This window comes from Williamsia phyllosphaerae (assembly GCF_014635305.1).
In the GTDB taxonomy this organism is placed as follows: Bacteria; Actinomycetota; Actinomycetes; order Mycobacteriales; family Mycobacteriaceae; genus Williamsia_A; species Williamsia_A phyllosphaerae.
The window spans coordinates 2,246,823-2,273,094 of the sequence record NZ_BMCS01000001.1; the positions used below are offsets into that span (position 1 = coordinate 2,246,823).

General features: G+C 68.0%; 34 protein-coding genes. 23 read left to right on the forward strand and 11 right to left on the reverse strand.

What is annotated here, in order from left to right; all coding sequences use genetic code 11:
• The first annotated feature begins 46 nt into the window (after positions 1–46).
• Positions 47–1,372, forward strand: coding sequence for a condensation domain-containing protein (locus IEV93_RS10355; RefSeq protein WP_188489382.1), 1,326 nt, complete (start codon positions 47–49; stop codon positions 1,370–1,372).
• Here IEV93_RS10355 and IEV93_RS10360 read toward each other — a convergent pair.
• From IEV93_RS10360 to IEV93_RS10380, 5 genes are all read right to left on the reverse strand, one after another.
• A complete protein-coding gene (locus IEV93_RS10360) occupies positions 1,362–2,645 on the reverse strand; it encodes a competence/damage-inducible protein A (RefSeq protein WP_188489384.1) in 1,284 nt (427 codons plus the stop codon). The two genes, IEV93_RS10355 and IEV93_RS10360, sit on opposite strands and share 11 nt — an antisense overlap.
• A gap of 262 nt (positions 2,646–2,907) precedes the next feature.
• Complete coding sequence (locus IEV93_RS10365; RefSeq protein ID WP_188489386.1) at positions 2,908–3,684, reverse strand: heme ABC transporter ATP-binding protein; 777 nt, start codon at positions 3,682–3,684, stop codon at positions 2,908–2,910.
• Positions 3,684–4,733, reverse strand: coding sequence for a FecCD family ABC transporter permease (locus tag IEV93_RS10370; RefSeq protein WP_188489388.1), 1,050 nt, complete (start codon positions 4,731–4,733; stop codon positions 3,684–3,686). The genes IEV93_RS10365 and IEV93_RS10370 overlap by 1 nt, the downstream gene beginning before the upstream one ends.
• A complete protein-coding gene (locus IEV93_RS10375) occupies positions 4,730–5,734 on the reverse strand; it encodes a heme/hemin ABC transporter substrate-binding protein (RefSeq protein WP_188490504.1) in 1,005 nt (334 codons plus the stop codon). Before IEV93_RS10375 ends, IEV93_RS10370 begins: the two co-directional genes overlap by 4 nt.
• A gap of 50 nt (positions 5,735–5,784) precedes the next feature.
• Positions 5,785–6,288: an MTB12 C-terminal domain-containing protein gene (locus IEV93_RS10380; RefSeq protein ID WP_188489390.1), complete on the reverse strand. Its 504-nt coding sequence runs from the start codon at positions 6,286–6,288 to the stop codon at positions 5,785–5,787.
• 94 nt (positions 6,289–6,382) lie between these two features.
• On the opposite strand from IEV93_RS10380, the gene IEV93_RS10385 reads away from it, so the two are divergent.
• From IEV93_RS10385 to IEV93_RS10395, 3 genes are all read left to right on the forward strand, one after another.
• Positions 6,383–7,123, forward strand: a complete 741-nt coding sequence (locus IEV93_RS10385; protein ID WP_188489392.1) for an SDR family NAD(P)-dependent oxidoreductase — start codon at positions 6,383–6,385, stop codon at positions 7,121–7,123.
• Between the two features lie 161 nt (positions 7,124–7,284).
• On the forward strand, positions 7,285–7,575 hold the full coding sequence (locus IEV93_RS10390; RefSeq protein ID WP_229705018.1) for a hypothetical protein: 291 nt from the start codon (positions 7,285–7,287) through the stop codon (positions 7,573–7,575).
• 127 nt (positions 7,576–7,702) lie between these two features.
• Positions 7,703–9,064, forward strand: coding sequence for an LLM class flavin-dependent oxidoreductase (locus IEV93_RS10395; RefSeq protein ID WP_188489394.1), 1,362 nt, complete (start codon positions 7,703–7,705; stop codon positions 9,062–9,064).
• Between the two features lie 32 nt (positions 9,065–9,096).
• Here the strand turns inward: IEV93_RS10395 and IEV93_RS10400 are convergent, their stop codons facing one another.
• The 4 genes from IEV93_RS10400 to IEV93_RS10415 all read right to left on the reverse strand — a co-directional run bounded on the left by IEV93_RS10400 (position 9,097) and on the right by IEV93_RS10415 (position 13,397).
• Positions 9,097–10,494: an AIM24 family protein gene (locus IEV93_RS10400; protein WP_188489396.1), complete on the reverse strand. Its 1,398-nt coding sequence runs from the start codon at positions 10,492–10,494 to the stop codon at positions 9,097–9,099.
• A gap of 80 nt (positions 10,495–10,574) precedes the next feature.
• Positions 10,575–10,781, reverse strand: coding sequence for an excalibur calcium-binding domain-containing protein (locus tag IEV93_RS10405; RefSeq protein ID WP_188490506.1), 207 nt, complete (start codon positions 10,779–10,781; stop codon positions 10,575–10,577).
• A 187-nt stretch (positions 10,782–10,968) separates the two neighbouring features.
• Positions 10,969–12,561: a hypothetical protein gene (locus IEV93_RS10410; protein WP_188489398.1), complete on the reverse strand. Its 1,593-nt coding sequence runs from the start codon at positions 12,559–12,561 to the stop codon at positions 10,969–10,971.
• Entirely contained in the window at positions 12,558–13,397 is an 840-nt protein-coding gene (locus tag IEV93_RS10415) for an ABC transporter ATP-binding protein (protein ID WP_188489400.1), read from the reverse strand. The genes IEV93_RS10410 and IEV93_RS10415 overlap by 4 nt, the downstream gene beginning before the upstream one ends.
• A 260-nt stretch (positions 13,398–13,657) precedes the next feature.
• On the opposite strand from IEV93_RS10415, the gene rplN reads away from it, so the two are divergent.
• From rplN to IEV93_RS22515, 5 genes are all read left to right on the forward strand, one after another.
• Positions 13,658–14,026, forward strand: a complete 369-nt coding sequence (gene rplN / locus IEV93_RS10420) for a 50S ribosomal protein L14 (protein ID WP_188490507.1) — start codon at positions 13,658–13,660, stop codon at positions 14,024–14,026.
• Between the two features lies 1 nt (position 14,027).
• Positions 14,028–14,345: a 50S ribosomal protein L24 gene (gene rplX / locus IEV93_RS10425; protein WP_188489402.1), complete on the forward strand. Its 318-nt coding sequence runs from the start codon at positions 14,028–14,030 to the stop codon at positions 14,343–14,345.
• A 1-nt stretch (position 14,346) separates the two neighbouring features.
• Positions 14,347–14,928 carry a 50S ribosomal protein L5 gene (gene rplE / locus IEV93_RS10430; protein ID WP_188489405.1) on the forward strand — a complete coding sequence of 194 codons (582 nt, stop codon included), beginning with the start codon at positions 14,347–14,349 and terminating at the stop codon, positions 14,926–14,928.
• Between the two features lies 1 nt (position 14,929).
• Positions 14,930–15,115, forward strand: a complete 186-nt coding sequence (locus IEV93_RS10435; protein ID WP_011778599.1) for a type Z 30S ribosomal protein S14 — start codon at positions 14,930–14,932, stop codon at positions 15,113–15,115.
• A gap of 535 nt (positions 15,116–15,650) precedes the next feature.
• The gene (locus tag IEV93_RS22515) at positions 15,651–16,091 is read left to right on the forward strand and encodes a putative endonuclease domain-containing protein (protein WP_229705019.1); all 441 of its coding nucleotides are present in this window, start codon (positions 15,651–15,653) and stop codon (positions 16,089–16,091) included.
• Between the two features lie 72 nt (positions 16,092–16,163).
• On the opposite strand, the gene IEV93_RS10445 is transcribed toward IEV93_RS22515, so the two are convergent.
• Entirely contained in the window at positions 16,164–16,751 is a 588-nt protein-coding gene (locus IEV93_RS10445) for a DUF4262 domain-containing protein (RefSeq protein WP_188489409.1), read from the reverse strand.
• A 149-nt stretch (positions 16,752–16,900) separates the two neighbouring features.
• Here IEV93_RS10445 and IEV93_RS10450 point away from each other — a divergent pair, with 149 nt between their 5' ends.
• The 10 genes from IEV93_RS10450 (at position 16,901) to map (ending at position 23,508) form a co-directional block, all read left to right on the forward strand.
• Positions 16,901–17,572, forward strand: coding sequence for an EthD domain-containing protein (locus tag IEV93_RS10450; RefSeq protein ID WP_229705020.1), 672 nt, complete (start codon positions 16,901–16,903; stop codon positions 17,570–17,572).
• 338 nt (positions 17,573–17,910) lie between these two features.
• The gene (rpsH, locus tag IEV93_RS10455; RefSeq protein WP_188489411.1) at positions 17,911–18,309 is read left to right on the forward strand and encodes a 30S ribosomal protein S8; all 399 of its coding nucleotides are present in this window, start codon (positions 17,911–17,913) and stop codon (positions 18,307–18,309) included.
• A gap of 12 nt (positions 18,310–18,321) precedes the next feature.
• On the forward strand, positions 18,322–18,858 hold the full coding sequence (gene rplF / locus IEV93_RS10460) for a 50S ribosomal protein L6 (protein ID WP_188489413.1): 537 nt from the start codon (positions 18,322–18,324) through the stop codon (positions 18,856–18,858).
• Between the two features lies 1 nt (position 18,859).
• A complete protein-coding gene (gene rplR, locus IEV93_RS10465; protein WP_188489415.1) occupies positions 18,860–19,261 on the forward strand; it encodes a 50S ribosomal protein L18 in 402 nt (133 codons plus the stop codon).
• 49 nt (positions 19,262–19,310) lie between these two features.
• On the forward strand, positions 19,311–19,994 hold the full coding sequence (gene rpsE, locus IEV93_RS10470; RefSeq protein ID WP_188489417.1) for a 30S ribosomal protein S5: 684 nt from the start codon (positions 19,311–19,313) through the stop codon (positions 19,992–19,994).
• Between the two features lies 1 nt (position 19,995).
• Positions 19,996–20,175 (forward strand): 50S ribosomal protein L30, encoded by a 180-nt coding sequence (gene rpmD, locus IEV93_RS10475; protein WP_188489418.1) that lies wholly within the window; start codon positions 19,996–19,998, stop codon positions 20,173–20,175.
• 3 nt (positions 20,176–20,178) lie between these two features.
• Positions 20,179–20,619, forward strand: coding sequence for a 50S ribosomal protein L15 (gene rplO / locus IEV93_RS10480; protein WP_188489420.1), 441 nt, complete (start codon positions 20,179–20,181; stop codon positions 20,617–20,619).
• Positions 20,620–20,840: 221 nt separating this feature from the next.
• Positions 20,841–22,166, forward strand: a complete 1,326-nt coding sequence (gene secY / locus IEV93_RS10485; protein ID WP_188489422.1) for a preprotein translocase subunit SecY — start codon at positions 20,841–20,843, stop codon at positions 22,164–22,166.
• Positions 22,163–22,708, forward strand: coding sequence for an adenylate kinase (locus IEV93_RS10490; protein ID WP_188489424.1), 546 nt, complete (start codon positions 22,163–22,165; stop codon positions 22,706–22,708). Before secY ends, IEV93_RS10490 begins: the two co-directional genes overlap by 4 nt.
• A gap of 8 nt (positions 22,709–22,716) precedes the next feature.
• Entirely contained in the window at positions 22,717–23,508 is a 792-nt protein-coding gene (gene map, locus IEV93_RS10495; RefSeq protein WP_188489427.1) for a type I methionyl aminopeptidase, read from the forward strand.
• 1 nt (position 23,509) lies between these two features.
• Here map and dtd read toward each other — a convergent pair whose 3' ends face one another.
• The gene (dtd, locus tag IEV93_RS10500) at positions 23,510–23,947 is read right to left on the reverse strand and encodes a D-aminoacyl-tRNA deacylase (RefSeq protein WP_188489429.1); all 438 of its coding nucleotides are present in this window, start codon (positions 23,945–23,947) and stop codon (positions 23,510–23,512) included.
• A 120-nt stretch (positions 23,948–24,067) separates the two neighbouring features.
• Between dtd and IEV93_RS10505 the strand changes: the two genes are divergently transcribed.
• From IEV93_RS10505 to rpmJ, 4 genes are all read left to right on the forward strand, one after another.
• Positions 24,068–24,556, forward strand: coding sequence for a hypothetical protein (locus IEV93_RS10505; protein WP_188489431.1), 489 nt, complete (start codon positions 24,068–24,070; stop codon positions 24,554–24,556).
• A 25-nt stretch (positions 24,557–24,581) separates the two neighbouring features.
• Positions 24,582–25,409, forward strand: coding sequence for an LLM class F420-dependent oxidoreductase (locus IEV93_RS10510; protein WP_188489433.1), 828 nt, complete (start codon positions 24,582–24,584; stop codon positions 25,407–25,409).
• A gap of 225 nt (positions 25,410–25,634) precedes the next feature.
• Positions 25,635–25,856, forward strand: a complete 222-nt coding sequence (gene infA / locus IEV93_RS10515; RefSeq protein WP_007616247.1) for a translation initiation factor IF-1 — start codon at positions 25,635–25,637, stop codon at positions 25,854–25,856.
• A 99-nt stretch (positions 25,857–25,955) separates the two neighbouring features.
• Positions 25,956–26,069, forward strand: a complete 114-nt coding sequence (gene rpmJ / locus IEV93_RS10520; RefSeq protein ID WP_009679193.1) for a 50S ribosomal protein L36 — start codon at positions 25,956–25,958, stop codon at positions 26,067–26,069.
• The last annotated feature ends 203 nt before the right edge of the window (positions 26,070–26,272 follow it).

Consider the following 26,272-nt stretch of genomic DNA (forward strand, 5'->3'; position numbering starts at 1 on the left):
AGACTTCCGCTGCGTTCACAACCGATGTCGAGGTGGGGGAGACGGTATGGGGGAGACGTTCGGTCTGACGGCGTCGCAGCGGAACATGTTCGATGCCGAACACCTGCAGGACGACTACTCGGTGGTGGTCGCGCACTATCTCGACATCACCGACGTCGACCGCCGGTTCGACCACGAACGGTTCCGCGCGGGCGTCATCGCGGGGGCGCGGGTCCTGGAGACCGCGTACTCGCGCTTCACGATCGTCGACGGGCAGCCCGCGCAGTACATCGACCCGAGTGTGCCGTTCGGTGTGCACACCGTCGATCTGCGAGGTGAGGCCGATCCGGTTGTCGCCGCACACGATTGGATGCGCGCCGACCACGAGGCGCTCATGGATGTCACGGCCGATCAGATGGCGGTGTCGGCGTTCCTGCGTGTCGCCGACGATCGCACGTTCTGGTACCTGCGGGGCCACCACATCGCCTTCGACGGTTTCGCCGCGTTGACGTGCCTGCACGAGGCGGTCGACCGCTACAACTCCTCGACGCGGGGTGAGACCTACGAGGTGGCGCCGCGGGCGACGGTCGCCGAGGTTGTCGCCGACGACGAGAAGTACCGCGACAGCAGTCGGCGGGTGGCCGATGCCGAGTACTGGACCGAGCGGGTGTCGGGGTTGCCCGAGCGCGTCAGCCTGGCGCAGGCCCCGTCGGCGGGTCGGCTCGCACCGCATCACGAGGTGCGCAGCATGGTCATGCCCGCCGATGACCAACGCCTGCTCGACGCGCGGGCCATCGAGTTCGGGGCGTCGAGTGCTGCGGTGCTGGGCGCGGCCTTCGCCGCGTACCTGGCGGTGAGCGCCGACCGCGACGACATCGTGCTGAGCCTGCCGGTGACCGGTCGGGCCACGGCGAAGATCAAGCGGGCGGGCGGGATGGTGGCCAACATGCTGCCCGTCCGTCTCGACGGCGTCCTCACGCACTCCGGCCGCGACCTGGTCGCCGCGGCGACCCTCGAGCTGACGGGATGCCTTCGCAGACAGCGTTATCGATTCGAGGACATCGCCGAGCGGGCCGGTCTCTCCGACACCGTCACGTCGTTCGGCCCGATCGTGAACCTGGTGTTCTTCGACAAGCCGCTCGCGCTCGACGGGGCCCGGGTCAGCTACCACATCCTCTCGTCGGGCATCCTCGACGATCTGCGGATCAACCTCTACCAGGCCGGTGCCGGACTGCCGATCGTCGTCGACCTGCACGGCAATTCGACGATCTACTCCGGCGCCGAGATCGAGGACCACCTCGCGGCGTTCGGCGGCCTGCTGCACGAGTTCCTGCACCGGCCCGATGCGGCGGTGCGGGATCTCCCGGTGAGTTCGGGCCTGGTCAGTCGGTGAGCTCGCGCAGCGCCCGCCGCAGCAGGTGCATGGCGACCGTGGTCGACCGTTCGCGCACGTCGGAGCGGTCGCCGGGTAGTCGGAGAGTCGTTGCGCGCGTGGACCCGTCGGCCAGCGCGATGCCGAAGCAGACGGTGCCGACCGGCTTGTCCGGACTCCCGCCACCGGGACCGGCGATCCCGCTGGTCGAGATGGCGATGTCGGTGCCGAGCCGGGCCAGCGCCCCGCGGGCCATGGCCTCGGCGACCGGTTCGGACACCGCACCGTGCGTCTCGATGAGGGCGGCGTCCACGTCGAGCAGTCCGATCTTGGCCTGGTTCTCGTACGCCACCACGCCACCCGCCACGTAGGCCGAGGATCCGGCGAGGTCGGTGAGGCGCGCGGCGATCATTCCCGCGGTGCAGGATTCGGCCGTCGCGATGCGGCGCCCGGAGAGAAGGGCGGCGACCTGCTCGTCGACGGTGGCCCCGTCGGTGGAGAAGATCTGTGTGCCGTGACGCTCGTCGAGCAGCGCGAGGATCGCGTCGTACGTCGCGGCGCCGTCGGGCTCGAAGCGGGTGACCATCTCGACCTCGCCCTTGCGCAGGCAGGTGGTGATCTCCAGGGCGTCGAACCCGGCGATCGTGTCCTCGCCGATGCGCAGCGAGTCGGCCAGTTCGGACTCGGGGAGGCCGAACATGCGGATCGTCTCCTGGCGGTACTCCGTCCGCCCGGCGATGGCTTTCTGCACGCCGGCGGTCTCGACCGCGGCGGGCCACATGGCCTGTAGTTCGCGCGGTGGGCCTGGGAGCACGAGCACGGTGGGGGCACCGGACTCCGCGGTCACCACGACGCCGGGTGCGGTGCCGGTCGGGGAGATCCAGGTGGCGCCGACGGGCACCATCGCCTGCTTGCGGGTCGCGACCCGGACGGACTCGAGGTCAGGATCGCTGCCGCGCTTGCGGGCCCACCGCGCGACGATGTCGGTGATGGTGGACTCGAGCTCGGTGTCGAGCTCCAGCTCGACTCCGCAGAACGCCGCCACGGTCGCGACCGTCATGTCGTCCGCGGTCGGGCCGAGGCCGCCGCTGGTCACGATGAGGTCGACACCGTTGGAGGCGAGGAACCGCAGCTGGGCGTCGATGTCGGCCTCGCGGTCGGCGCAGATCGTGATGTGCGCCAGCTCCACACCCAGTTCGAGCAGCCGGTCGGCCAGCCACGGACCGTTCTCGTCGGCCACTCGTCCGGTCAAGACCTCGGTTCCGGTCACCACGATTCCTGCGCGCACACTCACGTGCCGAGCCTACGCACTCGGGACGAGCCGCCGAGGAAGCCGCCGACGATCGGATCCGCTCCGGTTGTTGCGAAACGCTCCGGTTGTATGTGGAGCGTTTCGATGAAAGTGGAGCGTTTGGTGCTGGTTGGGCTGCGTGGCCGCCGACCGTGCCGAAACCGCGCATCGAGTGTGCCGTGTTTGTTGCGCGTCTTGCGGGTTGTGGTGAGCACACTCGATGCATGCTTTCGACACAGTCAGCACGTGCGGGCCCTTGCTCCTGTCAGCGCTTCGTGCGCCTGGGCATGATCACCTGTTGGCCGTCCACCGTCGTCGCGATCATCGGCAGACCGTAGGTGTCGCTGAGGATCGTGTCGGTCAGGGTGTCGGCGGGCGGTCCGACGGCGGCGATGGTGCCGTCGTGCAGCACCGCGACGGTGTCGCTGTATGCCGCGGCCATCGTGAGGTCGTGCACGACCGCGATCACCGCGGCGCCCTCGGTCACCCGCTGCGACACCAGCGACATCACCGTCTCCCCGAAGTGCGGGTCCATCGCGGCGGTCGGCTCGTCGAGCAACAACACCGGGGTGCGCTGCGCGAGGACCCGGGCGAGCGCGACGCGGGCACGTTCACCGCCGGACAGCGTCGCGAAGGGCCGGTCGGCGAAGCCGGTGACGTCGCAACGATCCATGGCCTCGGCGACCGCGTCCTCGTCGTCGGCGTTCGCGGGCGTGCGGTTCCACGGATAGCGGGCCATCTGCACCACCTCGCGGCAACTGAACGACCCGCTGACCACGTGCTCCTGGGGGAGGACCGCGCGGCGCCGCGCCTGCTCGACCGTCGACAGGGTGCCGACCGGATCACCCTGGAGGACAACCGATCCCGAGTCGACCGCGATCGAACCGGCCAGGGCCGACAGCAGCGTCGACTTACCCGCTCCGTTGGGCCCCACCAGGCACAGCAACTCGCCGGCGTGCACCTCGACACCGATGTCGCGTACGACGACACCGCCGCCACGGCTGATGGTGACGCCGTCGGCGCTGATGCGCACCTCGCCCATCACGTCCAACCGCCCTGACGCGCGCGGGTGCGACGGAGCAGGATCAGGAACACCGGTCCACCGACGAGGCTCGTGAGCATGCCGATCGGCAGGTCGGCGTAGTCCACGATGGTGCGCGCGGCGAGGTCGGCGAGGACGAGACCGATCGCTCCGGCGAGCACGCTCGCCGGGATGAGCACCCGGTGCGCCGGGCCGACGATCAGACGCATGAGGTGCGGGACGACCAGTCCGACGAACAGGATGATCCCGCAGAACGCCACGGCCGCGGCGGTGAGGATCGCGACGATGACCACCGCGACCCGGCGCAACGCCTCGACGTCCACACCGAGGTGTCGGGCGGAGTACTCGCCGAGCGAGAGCAGGTCCATGCGACGCGCGATCACCATCGACGCGATGATGCCCACCACGACGAAGCCGACGACGAGGAACACCTGGTCCCAGCTCGCGCGGTTCAGGCTGCCCAGCTGCCAGAACACGATCTGATCGCGAGCGGTCGGGCCGGCACGGAACGTGAAGAACGCGATGAGTCCGCCCGCGAAGGCGTTGATCGCGATACCGGTCAGGACCAGGGTGATCACCTCGGTGCGACCGGCCGATCGAGACAGCAGGTAGACGATCGCGGTGGTGACCAGGCCGCCCGCGAAGGCCCCGCCGGCGACGGCGTACCCGGCGACGCCGAGCCCCCCGACGAGGATCACTCCGGAGGCACCTGCGGCGGCGCCGGAGGAGACGCCGATGATGCCGGGCTCGGCGAGCGGGTTGGCGAACACGCCCTGCAGCACCGCACCCGCGCACCCGAGCGCGGCCCCCACGAGCAGCGCCAGCACGACGCGCGGCATCCGGACGTTCCACAGCGTGTCCTCGCCGACCTGATCGGGCAGCGGTCCCAGCGGGATGTGCAGGTGGTGCATGAGCGACCCGAACACCTCGAACGCAGGCACGTGGTTCTGCCCGATACCCGCGGCGAGGACGACCACGATCGCCAGCACGACGAGACCGACCGGCACGACGACCGCGGCGCCGACGCGCCGGAGTCGGGGTCCGGTCACGGGGAGCCGTACAACGCGCGTGCGAGTGCCACCGCGACATCACCGGTGCGCGCACCGAACGAGAGCAGTTCCCCGTCGTCCATGTCGATGACCCGCCGGTCGCGACCGGCGGGCGTCTCGGCGACGCCGGGGACCTTCAGCAGTCCGTCGACACCGCCGACGGAGGCCAGTCCGTCGGTCATCATCAGCAACACATCGGGTTTCGCCTTGATCAACCCCTCCGACGTCAACGACGTGAACGCGTCGGTCAGACCCGACGCGGTGCCCGCGTCCTGTCCGCCGATCAGGTCGATCATCGAGTCGGCGCCCGAGCCCGGACCGCCCAGGATCAGTAGTCCGGTGCCCCGCGCGTAGACGAACGCGATACGCGGGCGTTCGACATCCTTCGGTACCAGGCTGCGTGCCTGTGCGATCTGGGTGTCGGTTCGTGCGACGAGGGCGTCGCCCGCGGCCGGTACCCCGAGCGCCGCGGCGGTGAGACGCAGCAGTGCGTCGGTGTTGTCGACGGTGCGGTTCTCGTCGCCGACGACCACCGGGATGCCCGCGGCGGACAGCTGTGTCTGCAGGGTCGTGGCGTTCGGCAGCGAGTCGTCGGTGAGCACGACCGTCGGGCGCAGCGCGATGATCGACTCGACGTTGGCGTCGGTGCCGCCCCGGGTGACCACCGGGATCGACTCGGCGGCGGGGAACTTCGTCGCGATGTCGCGTCCGACGAGGTTGCGACCGAGTCCGAGGGCGAACACGGCGGTGCCGTAACTGCCGTATCGGTCCAGTGCGACGATCCGGCTGACGTCTCTGACCGTGACCGATCGTCCGTCGTGGGTACGGACGGTCGCCGGGAGGACGGGGGCGGGCGTGCCGGTGACCGGCACCGGATCCGCCGACGCCGTGCGCGCGGTGCGCGGGCCGTCGGCCACCGACACCGTGGGCGTGGTCCCCACGTCGATCGGCGCGGTCGAGCAAGCGCCCGCGACCAGCGCGGTGGCGAGCACCGCGCACATGGCTGCCGCGCGCGTGGTCCCGGACCGCGGACGGGCCCGGAACCGATGGATCAGCGTGGCCCGCTCGCCATGCCGAGCAGGGAGGTCACCGCGTCCGAGGACAGCTTCCACGAACCGTCGACCTTGGCGAAGCCGTACGAGACGGTCACCGGCGCCGGGGTGTGCGGGCTCGCCACGGCGATGGCCGCCTTCGCCTTGTCGGCACCGTCGGCGCTCACCGAGCTGACCGTGAAGATGTCGGGGGTGTAGCCGCCGGCGCTCGCGCCCTTGGCGAAGCCGTTGAGCTTCTGACCGATGGCCGGGTCGGTGGAGTCGACCAGTGCGGCCGCCGCCTCCGGGGTGGTGGCGGGATCGACGACCGTGCGGACGATCTGCTGTGCCTTCGCGGTGTCCAGATCCGACGGAGCGGCCTGCTCGGTGGACGACGCGGCCGAACCCGAGGCCGCGGAGGTCGATGCCGAGCTGCTCGACGAGTCGTCGCTCCCGCACGCCGCGACACCCGCGACGGCGGCGAGCGCGATCGCGACGCCGGCGATGGTCGAACGAACCTGCATGATCACTCCTTCACTTTGAAAGTAAGGCGATACTAACTCGCCGGCGGACGCGCGATCCTCGGGCGGGGAGCGCCTGCGTCGATAAGGTGTGGCGATGGCCACACTCGAGGGCAAGGTCGCCCTGATCACCGGCGCATCCTCGGGGCTCGGCGCGGCGACGGTCGCCCTGTTCGCCGCGCAGGGTGCCACCGTCTTCGGCATCGCCCGCGACGTCGAGCGTCTCCGCGATGTCCACGAGTCGGCGGGCTCCGCCGGGTATGCGGCCGTGGACATCTCCTCGGCGCAGGCGTGTGCCGACGCCGTCGGCGAGTGTGTGGAGCGTTTCGGCCGACTCGACACCCTGGTGAACGTCGCGGGGGCCCACACCATGCGACACACGTCGTCGGTGACCGACGACGAGTGGGCGGCCGACCTCGCGGTCAACCTCAACGGACCGTTCTTCCTGACCCGGGCCGCGTTACCGCACCTGCTGGCCGTGAACGGCAGCATCGTCAACGTCGCCTCGACCGCGGGCACCCAGGGTCAGGCGTACTCGGCCGGGTATTGCGCGGCCAAACACGGTCTGGTCGGACTCACGCGGGCGCTCGCGGTGGAGTTCAGTGCGTCGCAGATCCGGGTCAACGCGGTGTGCCCGGGCGGGATGGTGACGCCGCAGGTGACGAACTTCGTCTTCCCCGACGGTGCCGACGTGGACCTCGTCATGCGCACGGCGTCCCCGCGCGGGATGTCGCAACCGTCCGATGTCGCCGGGATGATCGCGTTCCTCGCCGGTGACGCCGCGAAGGCCGTGCACGGCGCGGTGATCGCCGCCGACAACGGGCGCAGTGCCGACTGACTGCCCGAAAAACCCTTTCTGGCAACGCATCACCGCGTTGACAGTCCGTTGACAGCTCGACCGGCAGTTCCCTCCCAGGTTGCGCTCCTACGTTTGCCGAAGTCGCCGATCAGGCGGCAACCACAGACGGTTCACCGGATCTCCGGTGGTCACGAGGGGACATGGGAATGAAGCTCAAGAAGATCGTCATCGGATCGGCACTCGCGGGCGGGATCGCGCTCGCATCCGTGGGCGCCGGAGCCGGTGTGGCGTCCGCCGCACCGCAGGCTCCGCACCAGAACACCCAGCAGGAGTTCCGCGGCAACGGCGCTCCCGTCGCCCAGCCCGGTCCGGTGAGGCGCCCGGATCACCGGCCGTTCACCTACCAGGGCCATCGGGTGACGCCGGTCTTCGACCAGCATCACCACGGGTGGGGCTTCTGGTTCTTCGGCTTCTGGGTGCCGCTGGGCTGATCAGACCGCAGTATTGCCCGCGTGGGGCCGGACACCACAGGTGTCCGGCCCTGCTGCTGTTGCGTACTTCGAGTCACCGCGACCGGATATGTGTGCCCGCGACGGGCCCGCCGTAGCGTGGTCTGGGATGACCACTCCGCTGCAGTTCTCCGCTTTCGTCATGAACACGACGTCGCACATCGCGCACGGCGCGTGGCGTCGACCGGAGGCGCGCCAGTCCGATTTCAACTCGCTCGAGCACTGGGTGTCGCTGGCGAAGACGCTGGAGGCAGGGACCTTCGACTACATCTTCTTCGCCGACGTCGTCGGTCTGTACGGCGACTATCAGGGGTCGTGGCGCAAGTTCGTCGAGTCCGGCCTGCAGATCCCGAGCAACGATCCGATGGTCGTCGCGTCGGCCATCGCGCACGCGACCGAGCACCTCGGCATCGCCGTCACCAGCTCCATCCTGCAGACGCATCCGTTCCAGTTCGCCCGCACGATGTCGACCCTCGATCATGCGTCGAACGGTCGGATCGCGTGGAACATCGTGACCAGCCAGTCGGCCAACGCGTGGCGGAACTTCGGCTACGACGACATCACCGCGCACGACGACCGGTACCGGTGGGCTGATGAGTACGTCGACGTGGTCTACAAGCTGTGGGAGGGCTCGTGGGACGACGGTGCGCTCATCGCGGACAAGGAGTCCGGTCTGCACGCGGACTTCGACAGGGTCCACAAGATCAACCACGTCGGCGAGCGCTACCGGGTGGAGGGGCCGCATCTGGTGGCGCCGTCGCCGCAACGCACCCCGGTGCTGTTCCAGGCCGGCTCGTCGCCCGCAGGCCGGGCCTTCGCGGCCCGTAATGCCGAGGCGCAGTTCATCATGTCGCCCAATCCGCGGGCCGCGAAGAAGCTGATCGCCGACACCCGTGCTCTCGTCACCGACGCCGGCCGCGCGCCGGCGGATCTCCAGTTCTTCCAGGGACTGTCGTTCGTCATCGGCAGCACCGAGGAGGAGGCGACCCGTAAGGCCGCCGAGCTGGACGAGTTCATCGATCCGACCACGATCATCGCCCACGCGGCCGGTGGCATGGGCTTCGATCTCGGGTCCTACGACCTGGACACCCCGATCGGTGAGATCGAGGCGGAGGGCAACCGCAGCACGCTCGCCTGGGTGAAGGAGGCCATCACCGATCGCGAACCCACCGTGCGCGATCTGGCCGAGATCCGGAGCCGCTCAGGTCGTGTCGTCGGGACGCCGGAGAGCATCGCCGACGTTCTCGAGGACTGGCGCGCGGCGGGGGTCGGTGGGATCAACGTGGTGAACTCCACCATCCCCGGCAGCTACGAGGAGTTCATCGACCATGTGCTCCCGGTACTGCGCGACCGGGGCCTAGCGCGGCGCGACTACGCCGACGGCACCGCCCGACGCCGGGCGACCGGACGCGACCGCCTCCCCGACACGCACCCTGCCGCCGCCTACCGCGGCGCATTCGCGCAGATGTAGATCGACATCGGGCCTCGAGCCCGACAGGCGCGTCAGCGGCCGAGCAGACCGCCGAGCCCCCCGCCGACCCCGGACTGCTCGCCGGCTCCGGTGCCACCGATCATCCCGCCGGGCGGGAGTTCGGAGGGCTGCACGATGACGAAGCCCTGCCCCGAGAACGACAGGGTGAACCGCTCGCCGGTGCTGCGTCCGATCAGGGTGCCGAGGTTGAACGAATCATTTTGTTTGACACCGGTTCTCAGGCTCGAGGACCAGGCCACCGCGGCCTGCGGATCAGCGAAGGTCGGCTGGTCGACGTTGAGCACGACCGGGGTCCCGTCGGTGGTGATCGCGATGCGTCCACGCCCGGTGAAGACGCAGTTGAACAGGCCGGCGTTGCTTGCCATGGCCGCGCCCTGGACGCGAGCGATGTTGTAGGTCAGCGTGGATTCGAAGGCCAGCACGTTGGCGCCGTTGATGGTCAGGCCGTCGGACCCGTCGAGGTCGATCAGGTGGACATCCGATGATGCGTTGGCCAGGAACAGGTCTCCGCGTCCGACCACCTTCATCAGCGGTACTCCCTCGCCGGAGAGTCGCTGGCGGATCATGTTCCCGATGCCGCCGGACCCGAGGGCCTCGAACTTCAGATCCCCCTGATAGGCGACCATCGAACCGGTCCGCGCCATCACGTCGCCGTTGAGCGCGACCTTGGCCATCTTGGAGCCCTGCTTCTGGATCCCGGGTTCGTTCGACTCGGCGAATTGGGGTGCGAACAGTTCGCTCTGCATGGGCGGGACTCCCTGATTGTGGGTCGGACTGGGCGGGGGTGACGACGGTGCTGCGGCCGCGTACGTCGGTGTCGGCGTCGAATACGCGTGTGCGGCAGCGGGACTCGACGGCGTCGGCGACGCCGTGGGTGCGGGCTGCGTGACGGGCGGGGGAGTGGGTGCCGGCTCGTCCTCGATGTCGATACCGAAGGCGGTGGCGATACCGGCCAGGCCGTCGTCGTATCCCTGCCCGACGGCGCGGACTTTCCACGCGCCGTTGCGGCGGTAGATCTCGACGCAGACGAGTGCGGCCTCGGTGGTCAGTCCGGACACCTCGAAGGTCAGCGCTTCGCCCGAGGAGTTGACGGTGGCGAGGAGTTGCCCGGCGCCGGCGAATGTCGCCGGCCCTGAGCCGTCGAGGCTGGCGGTGACCACGACGGTGGCCACGTCGGCGGGCAGAGCGGCGGTGTCGATGACGACCACGTCACCCGCACCCCGGCCGTGGCGGTACTCGACGCCCGGACCGACCGGGTTGTTGAAGAAGATGAGGTCGGCGTCGGAGCGGACCGCACCGTTCTCACCGAGCAGCAACGCCGAGACGTCGAGAGAGGTGGTCGACGACACCGTGACCGCCACCCCCGGTGCCGGCAGCGGCCGGTTCTCACCTCGGGACAGGCTGGTCATGATCGATTCCCGTACACGGCCACCAGTGTTCCAGAAATCGTGAGATGTGGGACGGTGCCCCACGTGTCAGATCGTCAGGCTCACTTCTTCTCGCAGGCGATGCCGTCCTTGTCGCGGTCGCGCTTGGTGTTGTCCTGGTAGACCGCGTCGTCGCGCTCGAAGTTCGTGACCGGCGTCCCGGACGTCGAGTCGACGGCGCCCGTCTGGCCGACGCCGTGCGGGTAATCCTGGTTCAGCTGCGAGCAGTTCGAGTACGTCGCGGCCGAGGCCGGTGCCGCGGTGGCCATCGCTCCCAGCGTCAGCAGGCATGCGGAGCCGACGGCGATGACGGCACGGCTCAGGGGATTCAGGTTCACGACATGCTCACTTCTCGATGACGAACGATCTCAGGCGATCGAAAGATAGCGGTTCACCGCGGTCGTGCCCTGACTTTCGCGTCGAACGTCATCTGAACAGCCGACAACGGCGCTGTTGTCAGCTCGTCGCCGTCACCGCCGTGAGGATCTCCGGGCCGCGCTGCGCGACCAGGCGAACCGCGACGCGATGGGCGACGACGAGCGCGGGGAGGCCGACGGCGAGTTGCACGACGACCGCGAGATAGGCGGCCGGCCCCTCGACGAGGAGCCCGATGACGATCCCGGGCACGCACATCACCGCCATCGCGGCCACCGCGGCGAGGGAGTACCCGACGCTCGCGGTCGTCATCGAGCCGCGCGAACTCATCGACGAGATCGACGACCCGGGCGGCACCCGATACGGGCTCAGCGCCGGTAGCAGCGCGGCCATGCCCGACGCGGTGATCGTCCCGGCGACGATGACGGCGGCGGCGACCGGCCACGTCGAGGGATCGGTGTCTCGGACGAGGCGCGCCACGACCGTCCCGACGACACCGACCGGCACCGCGATCGATGCCGCCAGGATCATGCGGGAGCGGATGACCAGCGGAGCCGCCGCCGGCGAGGTGACCAGGAGGGCGAAGCCCCACCGGTCGAGACCATAGGTGTTGGCCAGCATCGAGCCGCACATGAAGACGACGAGGGGTGCGCCGTACTGCATCCCGTAGACGTCGGCGCTGGTCAGCATCAGCACCACTCCGATGACGATGAAGGCGAGCGGCATGATTGCCAGCCCCAGACGCTGCGGATCGGTGACGAGCATCCGTGCCTCGGTCCGCAGCACGAGGACCGTGGGGGACGCGGTGACCGGCCGACGTGGTCCCCGCGTTCTCGACCGCGATGCGGAGCTGACCGCGTCGGAGTACATGGCGGTGTCGATACGCCCGGACCAGAGTCGGTGGATCCCGAGCGCGACCGCGACGAGACCGAGAACCACGATCGCCGCGAGCCACCAGCGTCCGGAATCGACGGCCTCACCCGCGACGACCGGCCACCCGGTGGGCAGGACGCGGGCCGCGATCTGCAGGCCGCGATCGGCCGGGTCGATGACCCCCTGGGTGAGCAGCAGGTAGACGACGTAGATGCCGGCGATCGCGGCGACACCCAGGACCGTCGAGACGATGCGGCCGGTCTGGCTGCGCATCGCCTGCGCGTAGGTCAGACCGAGGACCCGGGGGCCGATCACGCCGACGCCGGCCAGGGGGATGACCGCCGCGGTCGCGACGACGGACGCGGCGGTGCTCGCCGACGGATCGGTGAACCAGGCCAGCGGGACCACCAGAAGGGCCACGACCTCGAAGACCAGCCCGGGCCCGCGCAGTACGGAACGGATCGACGCGGCACGCAGCGCGGTCGCCGACACCGGAAGATGTCGGACGTCGACCGGGCTCACCCCGGTCGGGCGGCTTGCTATCAACGGGGCCAGGCACAGCGCGCCGACCACGACGAAACACACGACGGCCGCAGTGGTGCGTCGAGCCGATCCGGCATCGGCCGTCATCACCAACGCCGCGATCCCGATCAGTACGAACACCGCGAGTACGCCGCCCACGATGCGGAGTCCTCGCGGGGCGGGACTGGCGCGGCGGATCGCCCTGTCGAGGTCGACGAGGGCCGCCACGGTCTGTCGCGACGATCCGCTCGGCGTCTCACGCGGCGGCGCGAGCGTCATCGGTCGTCCCGGTCGGCCGGAGGTGCGCTGCCGAGCCAGTCGAGTCCGAGGCCACCGGGATCCGGGGTCTTGCCCACGGTGTCGACAAGGATCGACTCCAGGCTGGTGCCCGCCCGCACCTGCGCGGTGTCGCCGGCGACGACGAGTGTGCCGCGGTTGAGGATCGCAACGTGTGTGCAGATCTGCTCGATCAACGACATCGAGTGACTCGACAGGATGACCGTGCCGCCGGTCATGGTGAACCGCGTCAGGATCTCGCGGATCGTCACTGCCGAGACCGGGTCCACCGCCTCCAACGGTTCGTCGAGGACGAGCAGGGCGGGGGAGTGGATCAGCGCGGCCGCCAGGCCGATCTTCTTCTTCATGCCCGCCGAGTAGGAGCTGACCGGTTTGTCCGCGCTCCCGGCGATGTCGAAGACGCCCATCAGGTCGTCGGCGCGCGCATCGGCCACCGCCGGCGAGAGGCCCTGCAGCACGCCCACGTAGCGCAGGGCGGTGCGCCCGGGCAGCGCCTCCGACATGGTGGGGCCGTCGGGCAGCAGGCCCACCCGTCCTCGGGCGCCCACCGGGTCGGACCACACGTTGCGGCCGCCGATGAACACCGAGCCGTGCGTCGGGCGCAACAGCCCGGTCGCCATCGACAGCAGGGTGGTCTTGCCGGCCCCGTTCGCGCCGACGAGTCCGTACAGCGATCCCGCGGGGACCGACAGGCTCACTCCGCTGACCGCGCTCGCCCCGTCGTAGGCCTTGGTGAGCTCACGGGTCTCGAGCGCGGGTACGCACGCCTCCTCGCCACCCGGTCTCGGGTCGGCCGGTGCGGGATACTCGGGATACACGAGGGTGGTCCTTCGGTCGGCGGGGCGAATTCGTTCGCTCAGCGAATCACAAACGGTGCCGCGGGGCACGGATTTGTTTGCGACCTGGGGTTTCCCCTACACTTGACCGGTTGCCTGCGGCACGGTTGTGTCGCAAACCAGAGCACGAACCCTTCGCGGCCGATTCAGGCCGTGGTCAGGCGTGTGAACGGCGGCAACGGACCGTGCGCGTCGGGTCGGAAATCCGGCGGGCAAAACAATCCAGGTCGAGGAGATCAACAGTGATCCAGCAGGAGTCACGCCTGCGGGTCGCCGACAACACGGGTGCCAAGGAAATCTTGTGCATCCGCGTGCTCGGAGGCTCGTCACGCCGGTACGCCGGCATCGGTGACGTCATCGTCGCCACCGTCAAGGACGCCATTCCCGGCGGCAACATCAAGCGCGGCGAGGTCGTCAAGGCCGTCATCGTCCGCACCACCAAGGAGCGCCGTCGTCCGGATGGTTCGTACATCCGCTTCGATGAGAACGCCGCTGTCATCCTCAAGAGTGACACCGACCCCCGCGGAACCCGCATCTTCGGACCCGTCGGTCGCGAGCTGCGCGAAAAGCGCTTCATGAAGATCGTTTCGTTGGCTCCGGAGGTGCTCTGACATGAAGGTTCACAAGGGCGACACCGTGATCGTCATCTCGGGCAAGGACAAGGGCGCGAAGGGCAAGGTCATCGAGTCCTACCCCACGCGTAACCGGGTCCTCGTCGAGGGCGTCAACCGCATCAAGAAGCACACCTCCGCAGCACAGTCCGAGCGCGGCGCCTCCTCGGGCGGCATCGTCGTCACCGAGGCCGCCATCCACGTCTCCAACGTGATGGTCGTCGACTCCGAGGGCAACCCGACTCGCGTCGGCTACCGCCGGGACGCCGACACCGGCAAGAACGTGCGCATTTCCCGCAAGAACGGGAAGGACATCTGACATGACCACCACCGAGAACAAGGTTCAGCCCCGGCTCAAGGAGCGCTACCGCTCCGAGATCAAGGACGCGCTGAACGAAGAGTTCAAGTTCGAGAACGTGATGCTGATTCCCGGCGTCGTCAAGGTCGTCGTCAACATGGGTGTCGGTGACGCCGCCCGCGACGCGAAGCTGATCAACGGCGCGGTCAAGGACCTCGCGCTGATCACCGGCCAGAAGCCCGAGATCCGCCGTGCCCGCAAGTCCATCGCACAGTTCAAGCTGCGCGAGGGCATGCCCATCGGTGCTCGCGTGACGCTGCGCGGCGACCGGATGTGGGAGTTCCTCGACCGGCTCGTGTCGATCGCGCTTCCCCGTATCCGCGACTTCCGCGGTCTGTCCGACCAGCAGTTCGACGGCAACGGCAACTACACGTTCGGTCTGAACGAGCAGTCGATGTTCCACGAGATCGACATCGACGAGATCGACCGCCCGCGCGGTATGGACATCACCGTCGTCACGTCGGCCACCACCAACGACGAAGGCCGTGCGCTGCTGCGTCACCTCGGCTTCCCGTTCAAAGACAACAGCGTGAAGGACAACTGACATGGCAAAGAAGGCTCTGGTCAACAAGGCCAACAAGAAGCCGAAGTTCAAGGTCCGCGGCTACACGCGTTGCAACCGCTGCGGTCGCCCGCACGCGGTGTTCCGCAAGTTCGGCCTGTGCCGTATCTGCCTGCGCGAGATGGCGCACGCGGGTGAACTCCCCGGCGTGCAGAAGTCGAGCTGGTGACACTGCACCACTGATCTGCTGACAAAGGCCCGAGTCCAGACGGACTCGGGCCTTTGTCATGAGCGGATGTCGCTGACATCGTCCGACTGGTGAGCGACCGTGGTCACCACGACCACGGAGACTCGCAGCCCGGACGATCTCAGTGGATCTCATCGGGTCGTTCCGACGTCCAAACCGTATGGGTGACGGAGTGTTCTCGACGGCGCAGCTCAAGAACGGCGGTACGACCGACGCTCAGATCCGGCGGGCGGTCACAGCGGGTGATCTGACACGCCTGCGCCCCGGCTGGTACGCGCGGCGCGATGCGGACCCTCATGTCGCTGCGGCAGTTCGAGCCGGCGGGGTACTCGGCTGCGTCTCGGCGCTGCAGCACCGCGGGGTCTGGGTTGCGCCCGGTCATGACCAGATCCATGTTCGCGGCAGCAAAGGCCTCCGTGGCTCGATTGCCTCGAGCTGTCGCGGTGTCGGAGCACCGCCACCCACGACCACGGCCGTGGACTCGCCGGCGTATGCACTGGGTTGTGCGGTGCGCTGCATGACAGAAGAGCATTGGATTGCTGCGTGCGACTCGACGCTCCAGTCGCGCTTGGCACACCGTTCCGACATCGCCGCGGAACTCGGGCCGCACGGTCGGGACCTGCTGGCCAGGTGCGACGGCAGATCGCAATCCGGGACGGAGTCACTGGTCCGGGTTCGTCTGCGTGCGCTCGGTTTCGAGGTCGTCGTGCAACCGCAGATCGAGGGCGTCGGGTGGGTCGACCTCCGAGTCGGCAAGCTGCTGATCGAGTGCGACAGCAAGGCGCACCACACCAGTCTCGAGAACTACCGCAACGATCGTCGGCGCGATCGGAGCGCACTCGTGCGCGGATGGATGAAGATGCGGTTCACATACGACGACGTCGTCTACGGCTGGGACGAGTCGCTCGACTCCATCCGAGCAATCACCCGGCCGCGTCGCCACCGGATGCGCGACTGAGATCGTCCGGTCTGACGGCGACCGTGGTCATGGAGACCACGGTGGCCCTGTAGTCGGATGATCTCAGTCGGTTCACCGTTTGCGCTTTCGACGTTGCGCACGGTTGGGACCGGTCGAGCGGGAGATGACCCGGGGACCCACGTCCCGGCCGACGCCCTCGACGCCCTTGATGAACTGGTCGCGCACCTCGAGTGAGTAGCCCTCCTCCCACGGATAGGCGCCGTGGTCATCGGCCCATACGACCTGCAGGACAGCGGCATCGGGGAACAACTCGTTGGTGATCAGGAGATCCGACTTGTCCACGAGTTCGATCAGTCGCAGCGTCGAGTCGATGGAATCAATGGTGAACTCGATCTCGTGCTCGACCAGAGTCCTCCAATTGCGCCATCGCAGCACATCCACCATCTCGTTGAGGACGGCCTGAGCAGTTCGTGCGTCGAGGCCGTAGACGGCCAGTTCAGGGATCGGACCCAGATGGAGTCCGCTCGTGTACGCGAACGAACAGTCCGGCGGCTCACATTCCAGGGAAGCGCAGCTGCACTCGTCACTGACGGCCATCACCGACCACCCCAGCGCCCGGATCGTCGTGATGGCCGACTGGACGAGGGGACTCGGGTGCCACCTCGGTAGTCCGCGGCGGTCTGCGTGGCGATCGGTCATGGGTGCTCCTTCGTTCGAGGAGCACGAGCAGACCACCGGGTTCCGACCGGCGGACGGCGACCGCATGGCGGTCACCAGAGGCTGTCAACAGTTCGGCGGATCTCCCCAATCGTCGAGACGACCGGCGTCGCCGGTCTAGATTTCTGACCGTGGTCAAGCTGATGTACGCACTGTGGGGTACCGACCTCGGCGCCGTCCTGGCGTCCGCGGACACCCACGACGCACTGCGGCGGGCCGGCGCCGACCGGGTGCAACTCAACATCGCCGGGGTGCCGGAGATCGCCGGGGCGATGACGCTCTCCACGTTCACCCCGCCGATCGACGCGGTCATCAGCGTCTGGACCGGCGCCGAACCCGAGCCGGTCACCGAGGTGCTCGCCGGCCTCACCGACCGCGTCGTGGGGTGGGAGGTCACCGAGCGCCGGCCCCTGTCACCGTCGGAGACCTGGGACGGCTCGCGCGCCGACGCCATGGCCAACGTCGCGTTCCTGCGCAAACCCGACACCCTCGACCGCGCCGAGTGGCTGCGCCGCTGGCTCGAGGAGCACACGCCGATCGCGATCGCGACGCAGGCGACCTCCGGCTACCTGCAGAACATCGTCGAACGGCCGGTGACGCCCGACGTGGAACACGTCGACGCGATCGTGGAGGAACTCTTCCCGCTCGCCGCGGCAGGCGACATCCACGCGTTCTACGGCAGCGGCGGAGACGACACCGAACTGCGACGCCGCATGACCGCTCTGCTCGACAGCGTCGTGCGCATCGGGGCGCACGAGAACATCGACGTGGTGCCCACGGTCCGTCACCTGCACTCGTTCTGAGGGCCCACATCGGCAGCGATTTGGCCCTGACCACGGCGATCCCTACACTAGAACGGTTGCCTGCACTCAGGCGCGCTCACGCGTGCGCGAGAACCGCCAGGTGGCACCCACTTTCTTGGCTTCACAGCTAGAGAAATCCGGTGGTGCACCCGAGACGAATTCGGACTGCACCACTGGTGCATGGCCCCTCATCGGCAGCAGTCGGTGAGGACAAAACACACTTCGTAGTAGGCCCACGGTGTGACATGCGAGGCCCGCGCCGCTCGAGTGAGAGCGGCAACGGAACCGGCGTGCACGCGTTGCATGGGAACCGCCACGAGAAAGGTTGACGGTCACTCATGACCATGACTGATCCGATCGCAGACTTCTTGACCCGTCTGCGCAACGCCAACTCGGCGTTTCACGACGAGGTGACACTCCCGCACTCGAAGATCAAGGGCAACATCGCCGAGATCCTCAAGCGCGAGGGCTACATCACCGATTTCCGCACCGAGGACGCCCCCGTGGGCAAGAGCCTCGTCGTCACTCTCAAGTACGGCCCCACCCGTGAGCGGAGCATCGCCGGACTGCGGCGAGTCTCCAAGCCGGGTCTGCGGGTCTACGCGAAGTCCACCAACATGCCGAAGGTTCTCGGCGGCCTCGGCGTGGCCATCATCTCCACGTCCTCGGGCCTGCTGACCGACCGTCAGGCAGCCAACAAGGGCGTCGGCGGCGAAGTCCTCGCCTACGTCTGGTAAGGGGCAGATTCAATGTCGCGTATTGGAAAGAACCCGGTCGCCATCCCGGCCGGAGTGGACGTGAAGATCGACGGCCAGGCCGTGTCGGTCAAGGGACCCAAGGGCGAGCTCGCCCTGATGGTGTCCGAGCCCATCTCGGTTGTCGCCGAGGACGGCTCGATCGTGGTGACCCGTCCGAACGACGAGCGTCGTAACCGCTCGTTGCACGGACTCAGCCGCACCCTGGTGGCGAACCTCGTCACCGGTGTGACCACCGGCTACACCACCAAGATGGAGATCTTCGGAGTCGGCTACCGCGTGCAGCTCAAGGGCAAGGACCTCGAGTTCGCGCTGGGCTACAGCCACCCGGTGCCGATCGAGGCGCCCGAGGGCATCACCTTCGCGGTGGAGTCGCCCACCAAGTTCTCGATCTCGGGAATCGACAAGCAACTGGTCGGCCAGATCGCGGCCAACATTCGCCGCCTGCGGCGTCCGGACCCGTACAAGGGCAAGGGCATCCGCTACGAGGGTGAGCAGATCCGCCGCAAGGTCGGAAAGACGGGTAAGTGACATGAGTGAAACCACAACCACGAAGCGCGAGACGGTCGGCAAAGACGTGTCGACCCGTCGCCGCCGCTCCACCGCACGCCGGCACTTCCGGCTGCGCAAGAAGATCAGCGGAACCCCGCAGCGACCGCGTCTCGCGGTCAAGCGGTCCTCGCGACACATCCACGTCCAGATCATCGACGACCACTCGGGCACCACGCTCGCGGCGGCTTCGACGATCGAGGCCGATGTGCGCAGCTCCGGCGGCGACAAGTCGGCGCAGAGCGCCAAGGTCGGCGAACTGATCGCATCCCGCGCCAAGGCCGCGGGTGTCGACACGGTGGTCTTCGACCGCGGTGGGCACGACTACCACGGACGGATCGCCGCTCTGGCCGACGCCGCCCGCGAGGGAGGGCTCACGTTCTGATGACCATCACCAACACCAGCGCCCACTGCGCATACGGAAGGACCATCTGATGCCGGGACGTCAACGGCGTGACGGCGGCACCGGACCCGCCACCAGCACCGATCCCAACGCTCCCGCAGCAGCGGGTGCCGACAACCGTGGCGGTGGCAACCGCGCAGGCGGCGGCGATCGTCGTGGCGGCGGCCGCGACGGCGGGCGTGGAGGCGGACGCGAGCAGGACAAGAACCGCCTCGAGCGCGTCGTCGCCATCAACCGCGTGTCCAAGGTGGTCAAGGGTGGACGTCGGTTCTCCTTCACCGCCCTCGTGGTCGTCGGTGACGGCCAGGGCATGGTCGGCGTCGGCTACGGCAAGGCCAAAGAGGTCCCGGCCGCCATCCAGAAGGGTGTCGAAGAGGCTCAGAAGAACTTCTTCCGCGTCCCGCTGATCGGCAGCACCGTGACCCACCCCGTCCAGGGTGAGGCCGCGGCCGGAGTCGTCATGCTGCGTCCGGCGTCGCCCGGTACCGGTGTGATCGCCGGTGGCGCGGTGCGTGCCGTGCTCGAGTGCGCAGGCGTCCACGACGTCCTCGCCAAGAGCCTGGGCAGCGACAACGCGATCAACGTCGTCCACGCGACCGTGGCCGCACTGAAGATGCTGCAGCGTCCCGAAGAGGTCGCCGCACGTCGTGGCCTCCCCATCGAAGACGTCGCTCCCGCGGGTATGTTGCGGGCGCGTGCAGGACAGGGTGCATGACATGGCAGAGCTGAAGATCACCCAGATCAAGGGCACGATCGGAACCAAGAGCAACCAGCGTGACTCTCTGCGGACCCTCGGACTGAGGAAAATCCGTCAGACGGTCACCCGCGAGGACACACCGGCCAACCGTGGCCTGATCAACGTGGTGCGTCACCTCGTGACAGTCGAAGAGGTGTAGTCAATGACCATCAAATTGCATCACCTTCGCCCCGCTCCGGGCGCGAAGACAGAGAAGACCAGGGTCGGTCGTGGTGAGGGATCCAAGGGTAAGACCGCGGGTCGCGGCACCAAGGGCACCTCGGCGCGCAAGAACGTCCCGGCCGGCTTCGAGGGTGGGCAGATGCCCATCCACATGCGGCTCCCGAAGCTCAAGGGCTTCACCAACCGCAACCGTGTCGAGTACCAGGTGGTGAACGTGGGCGACATCGCCCGCCTCTTCCCCGAGGGCGGCACCATCGGCGTCGATGAGCTCATCGCAGCCGGTGCGGTTCGCAAGAACGAGCTCGTGAAGGTGCTCGGCGACGGAGAACTGTCGGTGGCCGTGCAGGTCAGCGCCAACAAGTTCTCGACGTCGGCGAGCGAGAAGATCAGCGCGGCAGGTGGCAGCACCACGGTGCTGTGACCCGTCGGTTCTCGCGGCGCTCGGTGTTCGACCGGGCGCCGCGAGGACCACTGTTAGAGTTCAAGAGTTGATCATCGTCGATCCTCCTCGCGATTTCGCGGAGGGGGCCGACCGACCAGAACGACGGATCACCCCCTGTGCAAGGCGAGACCGACGCGGCGCGACCGCGGGAGTTCTCCGTTGAGCAAGGCAGGCGCGTGCTCGTTCGGTAGGAGGAGTTAGTGCGTTCCGCCTTTGTCTCGGCTTTGCGGACACAGGACCTGCGACGAAAGATCCTTTTCGTCATCGGCATCATCATCCTGTACCGCCTGGGAGCGACCATCCCTTCGCCCGGCGTGGACTACCGCCAGGTCCGCTCGTGTCTCGACGAGGTCTCGCGTGGTGACTCCGCGGGTATCTACTCCCTCATCAACATGTTCTCCGGCGGTGCATTGCTGCAGCTGTCGGTTTTCGCGATCGGCATCATGCCGTACATCACCGCGAGCATCATCGTGCAGCTGCTCACCGTGGTCATCCCGCGGTTCGAGCAGCTCCGCAAGGAGGGCCAGTCCGGCCAGGCCAAGATGACGCAGTACACCCGCTACCTCACGGTGGCGCTGGCACTGCTGCAGTCGACCGGCATCGTCGCCCTCGCCGACCGTGGCGATCTGCTGCGGGACTGCTCGAACGGCGCGAACATCCTGCGCGACAAGTCGATCTTCGGCCTGATCATCATCGTGCTGGTCATGACCGCCGGTGCCTGCGTCGTCATGTGGTTCGGTGAGCTCATCACCGAGCGCGGCATCGGCAACGGCATGTCGCTGATGATTTTCGCCGGCATCGCCGCGCGCATCCCGTCCGAGGGCAAGCAGATCCTCGACACCCGTGGTGGCCTGGTGTTCTTCCTGGTCCTGGTCGCGGCGGTGATCATCGTCGCCGGCGTGGTCTTCATCGAGCAGGGTCAGAGACGAATACCCGTGCAGTACGCCAAACGCATGGTGGGGCGGAAGATGTACGGCGGTTCGTCGACCTACCTGCCACTGAAGGTCAACCAGGCCGGCGTCATCCCGGTGATCTTCGCGTCGTCGCTGCTGTACCTGCCCAACCTGATCGTCCAGCTGACACAGAGCAGCAGCGGCGAGCAGCCGTGGTGGCAGCGTCAGATCCAGACGTACCTCGTCGACCCCAGCAACGGTGTCTACATCGCCGTGTACTTCCTGATGATCATCTTCTTCACGTACTTCTACGTGGCGGTGACGTTCAACCCGCAGGAGCGCGCCGACGAGATGAAGAAGTACGGCGGGTTCATCCCCGGCATCCGCCCGGGTCAGCCCACCGCCGACTACCTCGGCTACGTCCTGTCCCGCATCACGTTGCCCGGCTCGATCTACCTCGGTGTGATCGCGGTCCTGCCCAACCTGTTCCTCGAGATCGGCAACAGCGGCGGTGTGCAGAACCTGCCCTTCGGTGGCACCGCGGTGCTGATCATGGTGGGCGTCGGACTCGACACCGTGAAGCAGATCAACAGCCAGCTGATGCAGCGCAAGTACGAAGGGTTCCTGAAGTGAGACTCGTGATCCTCGGCCCTCCTGGGGCAGGCAAGGGAACGCAGGCCGAGATGCTCTCGGAGAGCCTCGGCATCCCGCACATCTCCACCGGGGACCTGTTCCGCGCGAACATCACCGAGGGCACGCCCGTCGGCATCGAGGCCAAGAAGTACCTCGACGCGGGCAACCTCGTCCCCTCGGAGATCACGGTCGACATGGTCCGTGCCCGCGTCGGTGAGCCCGACGCGGTCAACGGCTTCATCCTCGACGGGTTCCCGCGCTCGACCGAGCAGGCCGACGCCCTGACGCAGATCCTGGCCGACAACGACCATTCGCTCGACGCGGTGCTGTCGTTCGAGGTGGACGAGGACGTCGTGGTCGAGCGCATGCTCGCCCGCGGTCGGGCCGACGACACCGAGGACGTGATCCGCAACCGGATGCAGGTCTACATCAAGGAGACCTCGCCGCTGCTCGACTACTACGCGGAGCAGGTCACCGTCATCGACGCCATCGGTGATGTCGGCGAGGTGCACCAGCGTGTGCTCCGCGCCCTGAACGACTGACACGCGTCATGGGTCTGCGCAAGGCGAAGGTCGTCCCGTTCCGCACCGCCGGTGAGCTCGACGCCATGGCCGCCGCGGGCGCGGTGGTCGGCGCCGCCCTGGTGGCCGTCCGCGCCGCGGCAGGCCCGGGGGTCAGCACCCTCGATCTGGACAAGGTCGCCGAGGCCGTCATCCGTGACGCGGGTGCGGTGCCCTCGTTCCTCGGCTATCACGGGTTCCCCGGTTCGATCTGCAGCTCGGTCAACGACGTCGTGGTGCACGGCATCCCGTCGGACGAGACGGTGCTGGCCGAGGGAGACCTCGTGTCCATCGACTGCGGCGCGATCCTCGAGGGCTGGCACGGCGACTCGGCGTGGACCTTCGGGATCGGAGATCTCGGTGAGGACGACGAGAAGCTCAACGAGGCCACCCGCACGGCCATGGAGGCCGGCATCGCGGCGATGGTCCCGGGCAATCGTTTGACCGACGTGTCCCACGCGATCGAGCTGGGTACCCGGGCCGCCGAGGAGCGCCTGGGCCGGCCCTTCGGGATCGTGGCCGGATACGGAGGCCACGGCATCGGCAGACAGATGCACATGGAGCCGTTCCTCGCCAACGAGGGCAAGCCCAACCGCGGACCGCAGCTGGTGGTCGGTAGCACCCTGGCCATCGAGCCGATGCTGACCCTCGGAACGGTGGAAACGTCTGTGCGCGAGGACGAATGGACCATCGTGACCGACGACGGCTCGCGTGCGTCGCACTGGGAGCACACCGTCGCGGTCACCGAGGACGGTCCGCGCATCCTCACGTTGCGGCCCTGATTCACAGCTCGATCGGGATCGTCACCGGCCCGTCGTTGACGCTGTCGACCATCATGTGTGCGCCGAAAACGCCGGTGCTCACCGTCGCCCCGAGACCACGTAGCGCGGCGACGACCTCGTCGACGAGTGGCTGCGCCACCAGGCCGGGGGCCGCGGCGTTCCACGACGGCCGGCGCCCCTTGGACACGTTGGCGTAGAGGGTGAACTGGCTGACGACGAGGACCGGGGCGTCGATGTCGGCGGCACTGACCTCACCGTCGAGGATGCGCAGACGCCATATCTTCTCGGCCAGTGCGCGTGCGATGTCGGGGGTGTCGGAATGGGTGACGCCGACCAGAACCAACAGCCCCGCGGACCCCGGCGGAGGGTCGATCGCACCGACGACCGCACCGTCGACCGACACCGACGCGGACGACACCCGGGTGACGATTGCACGCATGTCGACACCGTAATCTTCGCCGGCCGACCCGGTCGGAGCGCGTCAAGAACGTGGCTGCGGCCGTACAGATCCCGTCAACGCATCTCCCGCGCGGACGCGCAGGCGAGCAGGGTCGTCCTGGTGACCACCACCCAGACGAAGCCGGCCGCTCTCCGTCGACCCGGGCAGGCGCGAACCCCGCTCACCGCCCGCGGGGTCGTGATCGTCCCGGTCGACGACGCGGCCGTCCTGCACGAGGCGATCGTGCGATCCCGCCCGTTCGGTCGAGCGCTGCGGGCGGTGCACGTGTTCGCGCCGGGGGAGGACCACGCCGACTTCCGTCGACAGTGGCGGACGCGGCACCCCCTGATCGAGTTGATCGAACTCGAACGTCCCGTCGACGCCGGGGTCATCGAGACGCTCGTCGACTGGATCGACGTGGAGAGCCGGATCGACGACGTGCTCGTCGTCATCGCCGACGACGACGGCCGGCGGCTGCTGGGGGCGATACCGGTCGGCCGTGGCCGCGACCTGGAACGGGCCCTGACCCGTCGGACCGGTGCGCTCGTCGCGCGTGTGCACTGCGACACCGTGCTCGAACCCCCGACACCGACCTCGCGGAAGGGATGACGGCGTCGGGGAGTTGAATCGGGACATGCATGGATTCGGAACGCACGGGGTGTGGACAGGTTTCTCGACGTTGACGGGTGAGCAGGCGGCCCGCATCGAACAACTCGGGTACGGCACGATCTGGCTCGGCGGCTCCGCGCCGACGCTGGCCCCGGTCCGCGCGATCCTCGAGGCGACCGACGGGATCCGCGTCGCGACCGGCATCACCAACATCTGGAACACCGAGCCCGCGGCCATCGCCGGTGAGTTCGCCTCGCTCGAGACCGACTTCCCGGGGCGCTTCTACCTCGGCATCGGGGTGGGGCACCGGGAGGCCACGCAGGAGTACGCCTCTCCGTACCAGTCGATGGTCGCCTACCTCGACGTGCTCGACGACGCGGGCGTGCCCGCCGATCGCCGCATCCTGGCCGCTCTCGGACCGAAGATGCTGCGGCTCTCGGCCGATCGCGCGCTCGGCGCGCACCCGTATCTCACGACCCCGGCCCACACGGCCTACGCCCGCGAGATCCTCGGGCCCGACGCCCTGCTCGCGCCGGAGCACAAGATCGTCCTCGACACCGACCCGGTGACCGCCCGCGCGATCGGCCGTCCGCCCGTCGACACCCCGTACCTGCACCTGGCGAACTACGTGGCCAACCTCAAGCGTCTGGGGTACGCCGACTCCGACATCGCCGACGGCGGCAGCGACGCGCTGATCGACGACCTCGTGGCGCACGGTGACTCCGACGCGATCCGCGACAAGGTGGACGCGCATCTCGCAGCGGGCGCCGACCACGTCGCCATCCAGGTGCTCGGCGCTCCCGAGTCCACGCAGGACATCACCGACGTCCTGGAGCAGCTGACGGCGGGCTGAGCAGCAATTTGGCTTGTCGCCTGCGGAAAGCGTAAAGTGGATCGCTGGTGCGCTTCGCGCCGGTACTCCTGTGCCCACAGGTCAGATGGTTCGCCATCCGGTCTGCACAGATCCGGCGAATCGACGCAGGTTCCGCCGAGTCTCTCGGCGCCCCGCCCGACGTGCGTACCGACACGGTAAACGAGATGTCGCCGCCACGCGTGTGCGACAGAGATTGTGGAGGACATGGCCAAGAAAGACGGCGCCATCGAGGTCGAGGGTCGCGTGGTCGAGCCCCTGCCCAATGCGATGTTCCGCATTGAGCTGGAGAACGGTCACAAGGTGCTCGCGCACATCAGTGGCAAGATGCGGCAGCACTACATCCGCATCCTGCCGGAGGACCGCGTGGTCGTGGAGCTGTCGCCCTATGACCTCGCCCGCGGTCGGATCGTCTACCGGTACAAGTAACGAACTCCCCGGGCATCTCGTCCGGGTAGCACCACCCACCTCCCGAAGCGCTCGCGCGTGCCGGGGGGAACTCACCACCACCACGAGAGGCACAACGACGTGAAGGTCAAGCCGAGCGTCAAGCCGATCTGTGAGAAGTGCAAGGTGATCCGTCGTAACGGTCGGGTCATGGTGATCTGCGACAACCTGCGCCACAAGCAGCGTCAGGGCTGATCTGCACTCGATACGACCCACGGTCGCATCACAGATCGCTTGTCAGTAACACCTGAAAAGCGCGACACAACCGAATATCGAGCACGACATGAAACTCCCAGCACCAGCGACCACATTCGCGTGATCGCCCACCTCCGGACGAAGGCCGGAGCCCCGAATCTCGATTCGCGGGGACGGACGGGGAGCAGACCTTCGAAACGAAA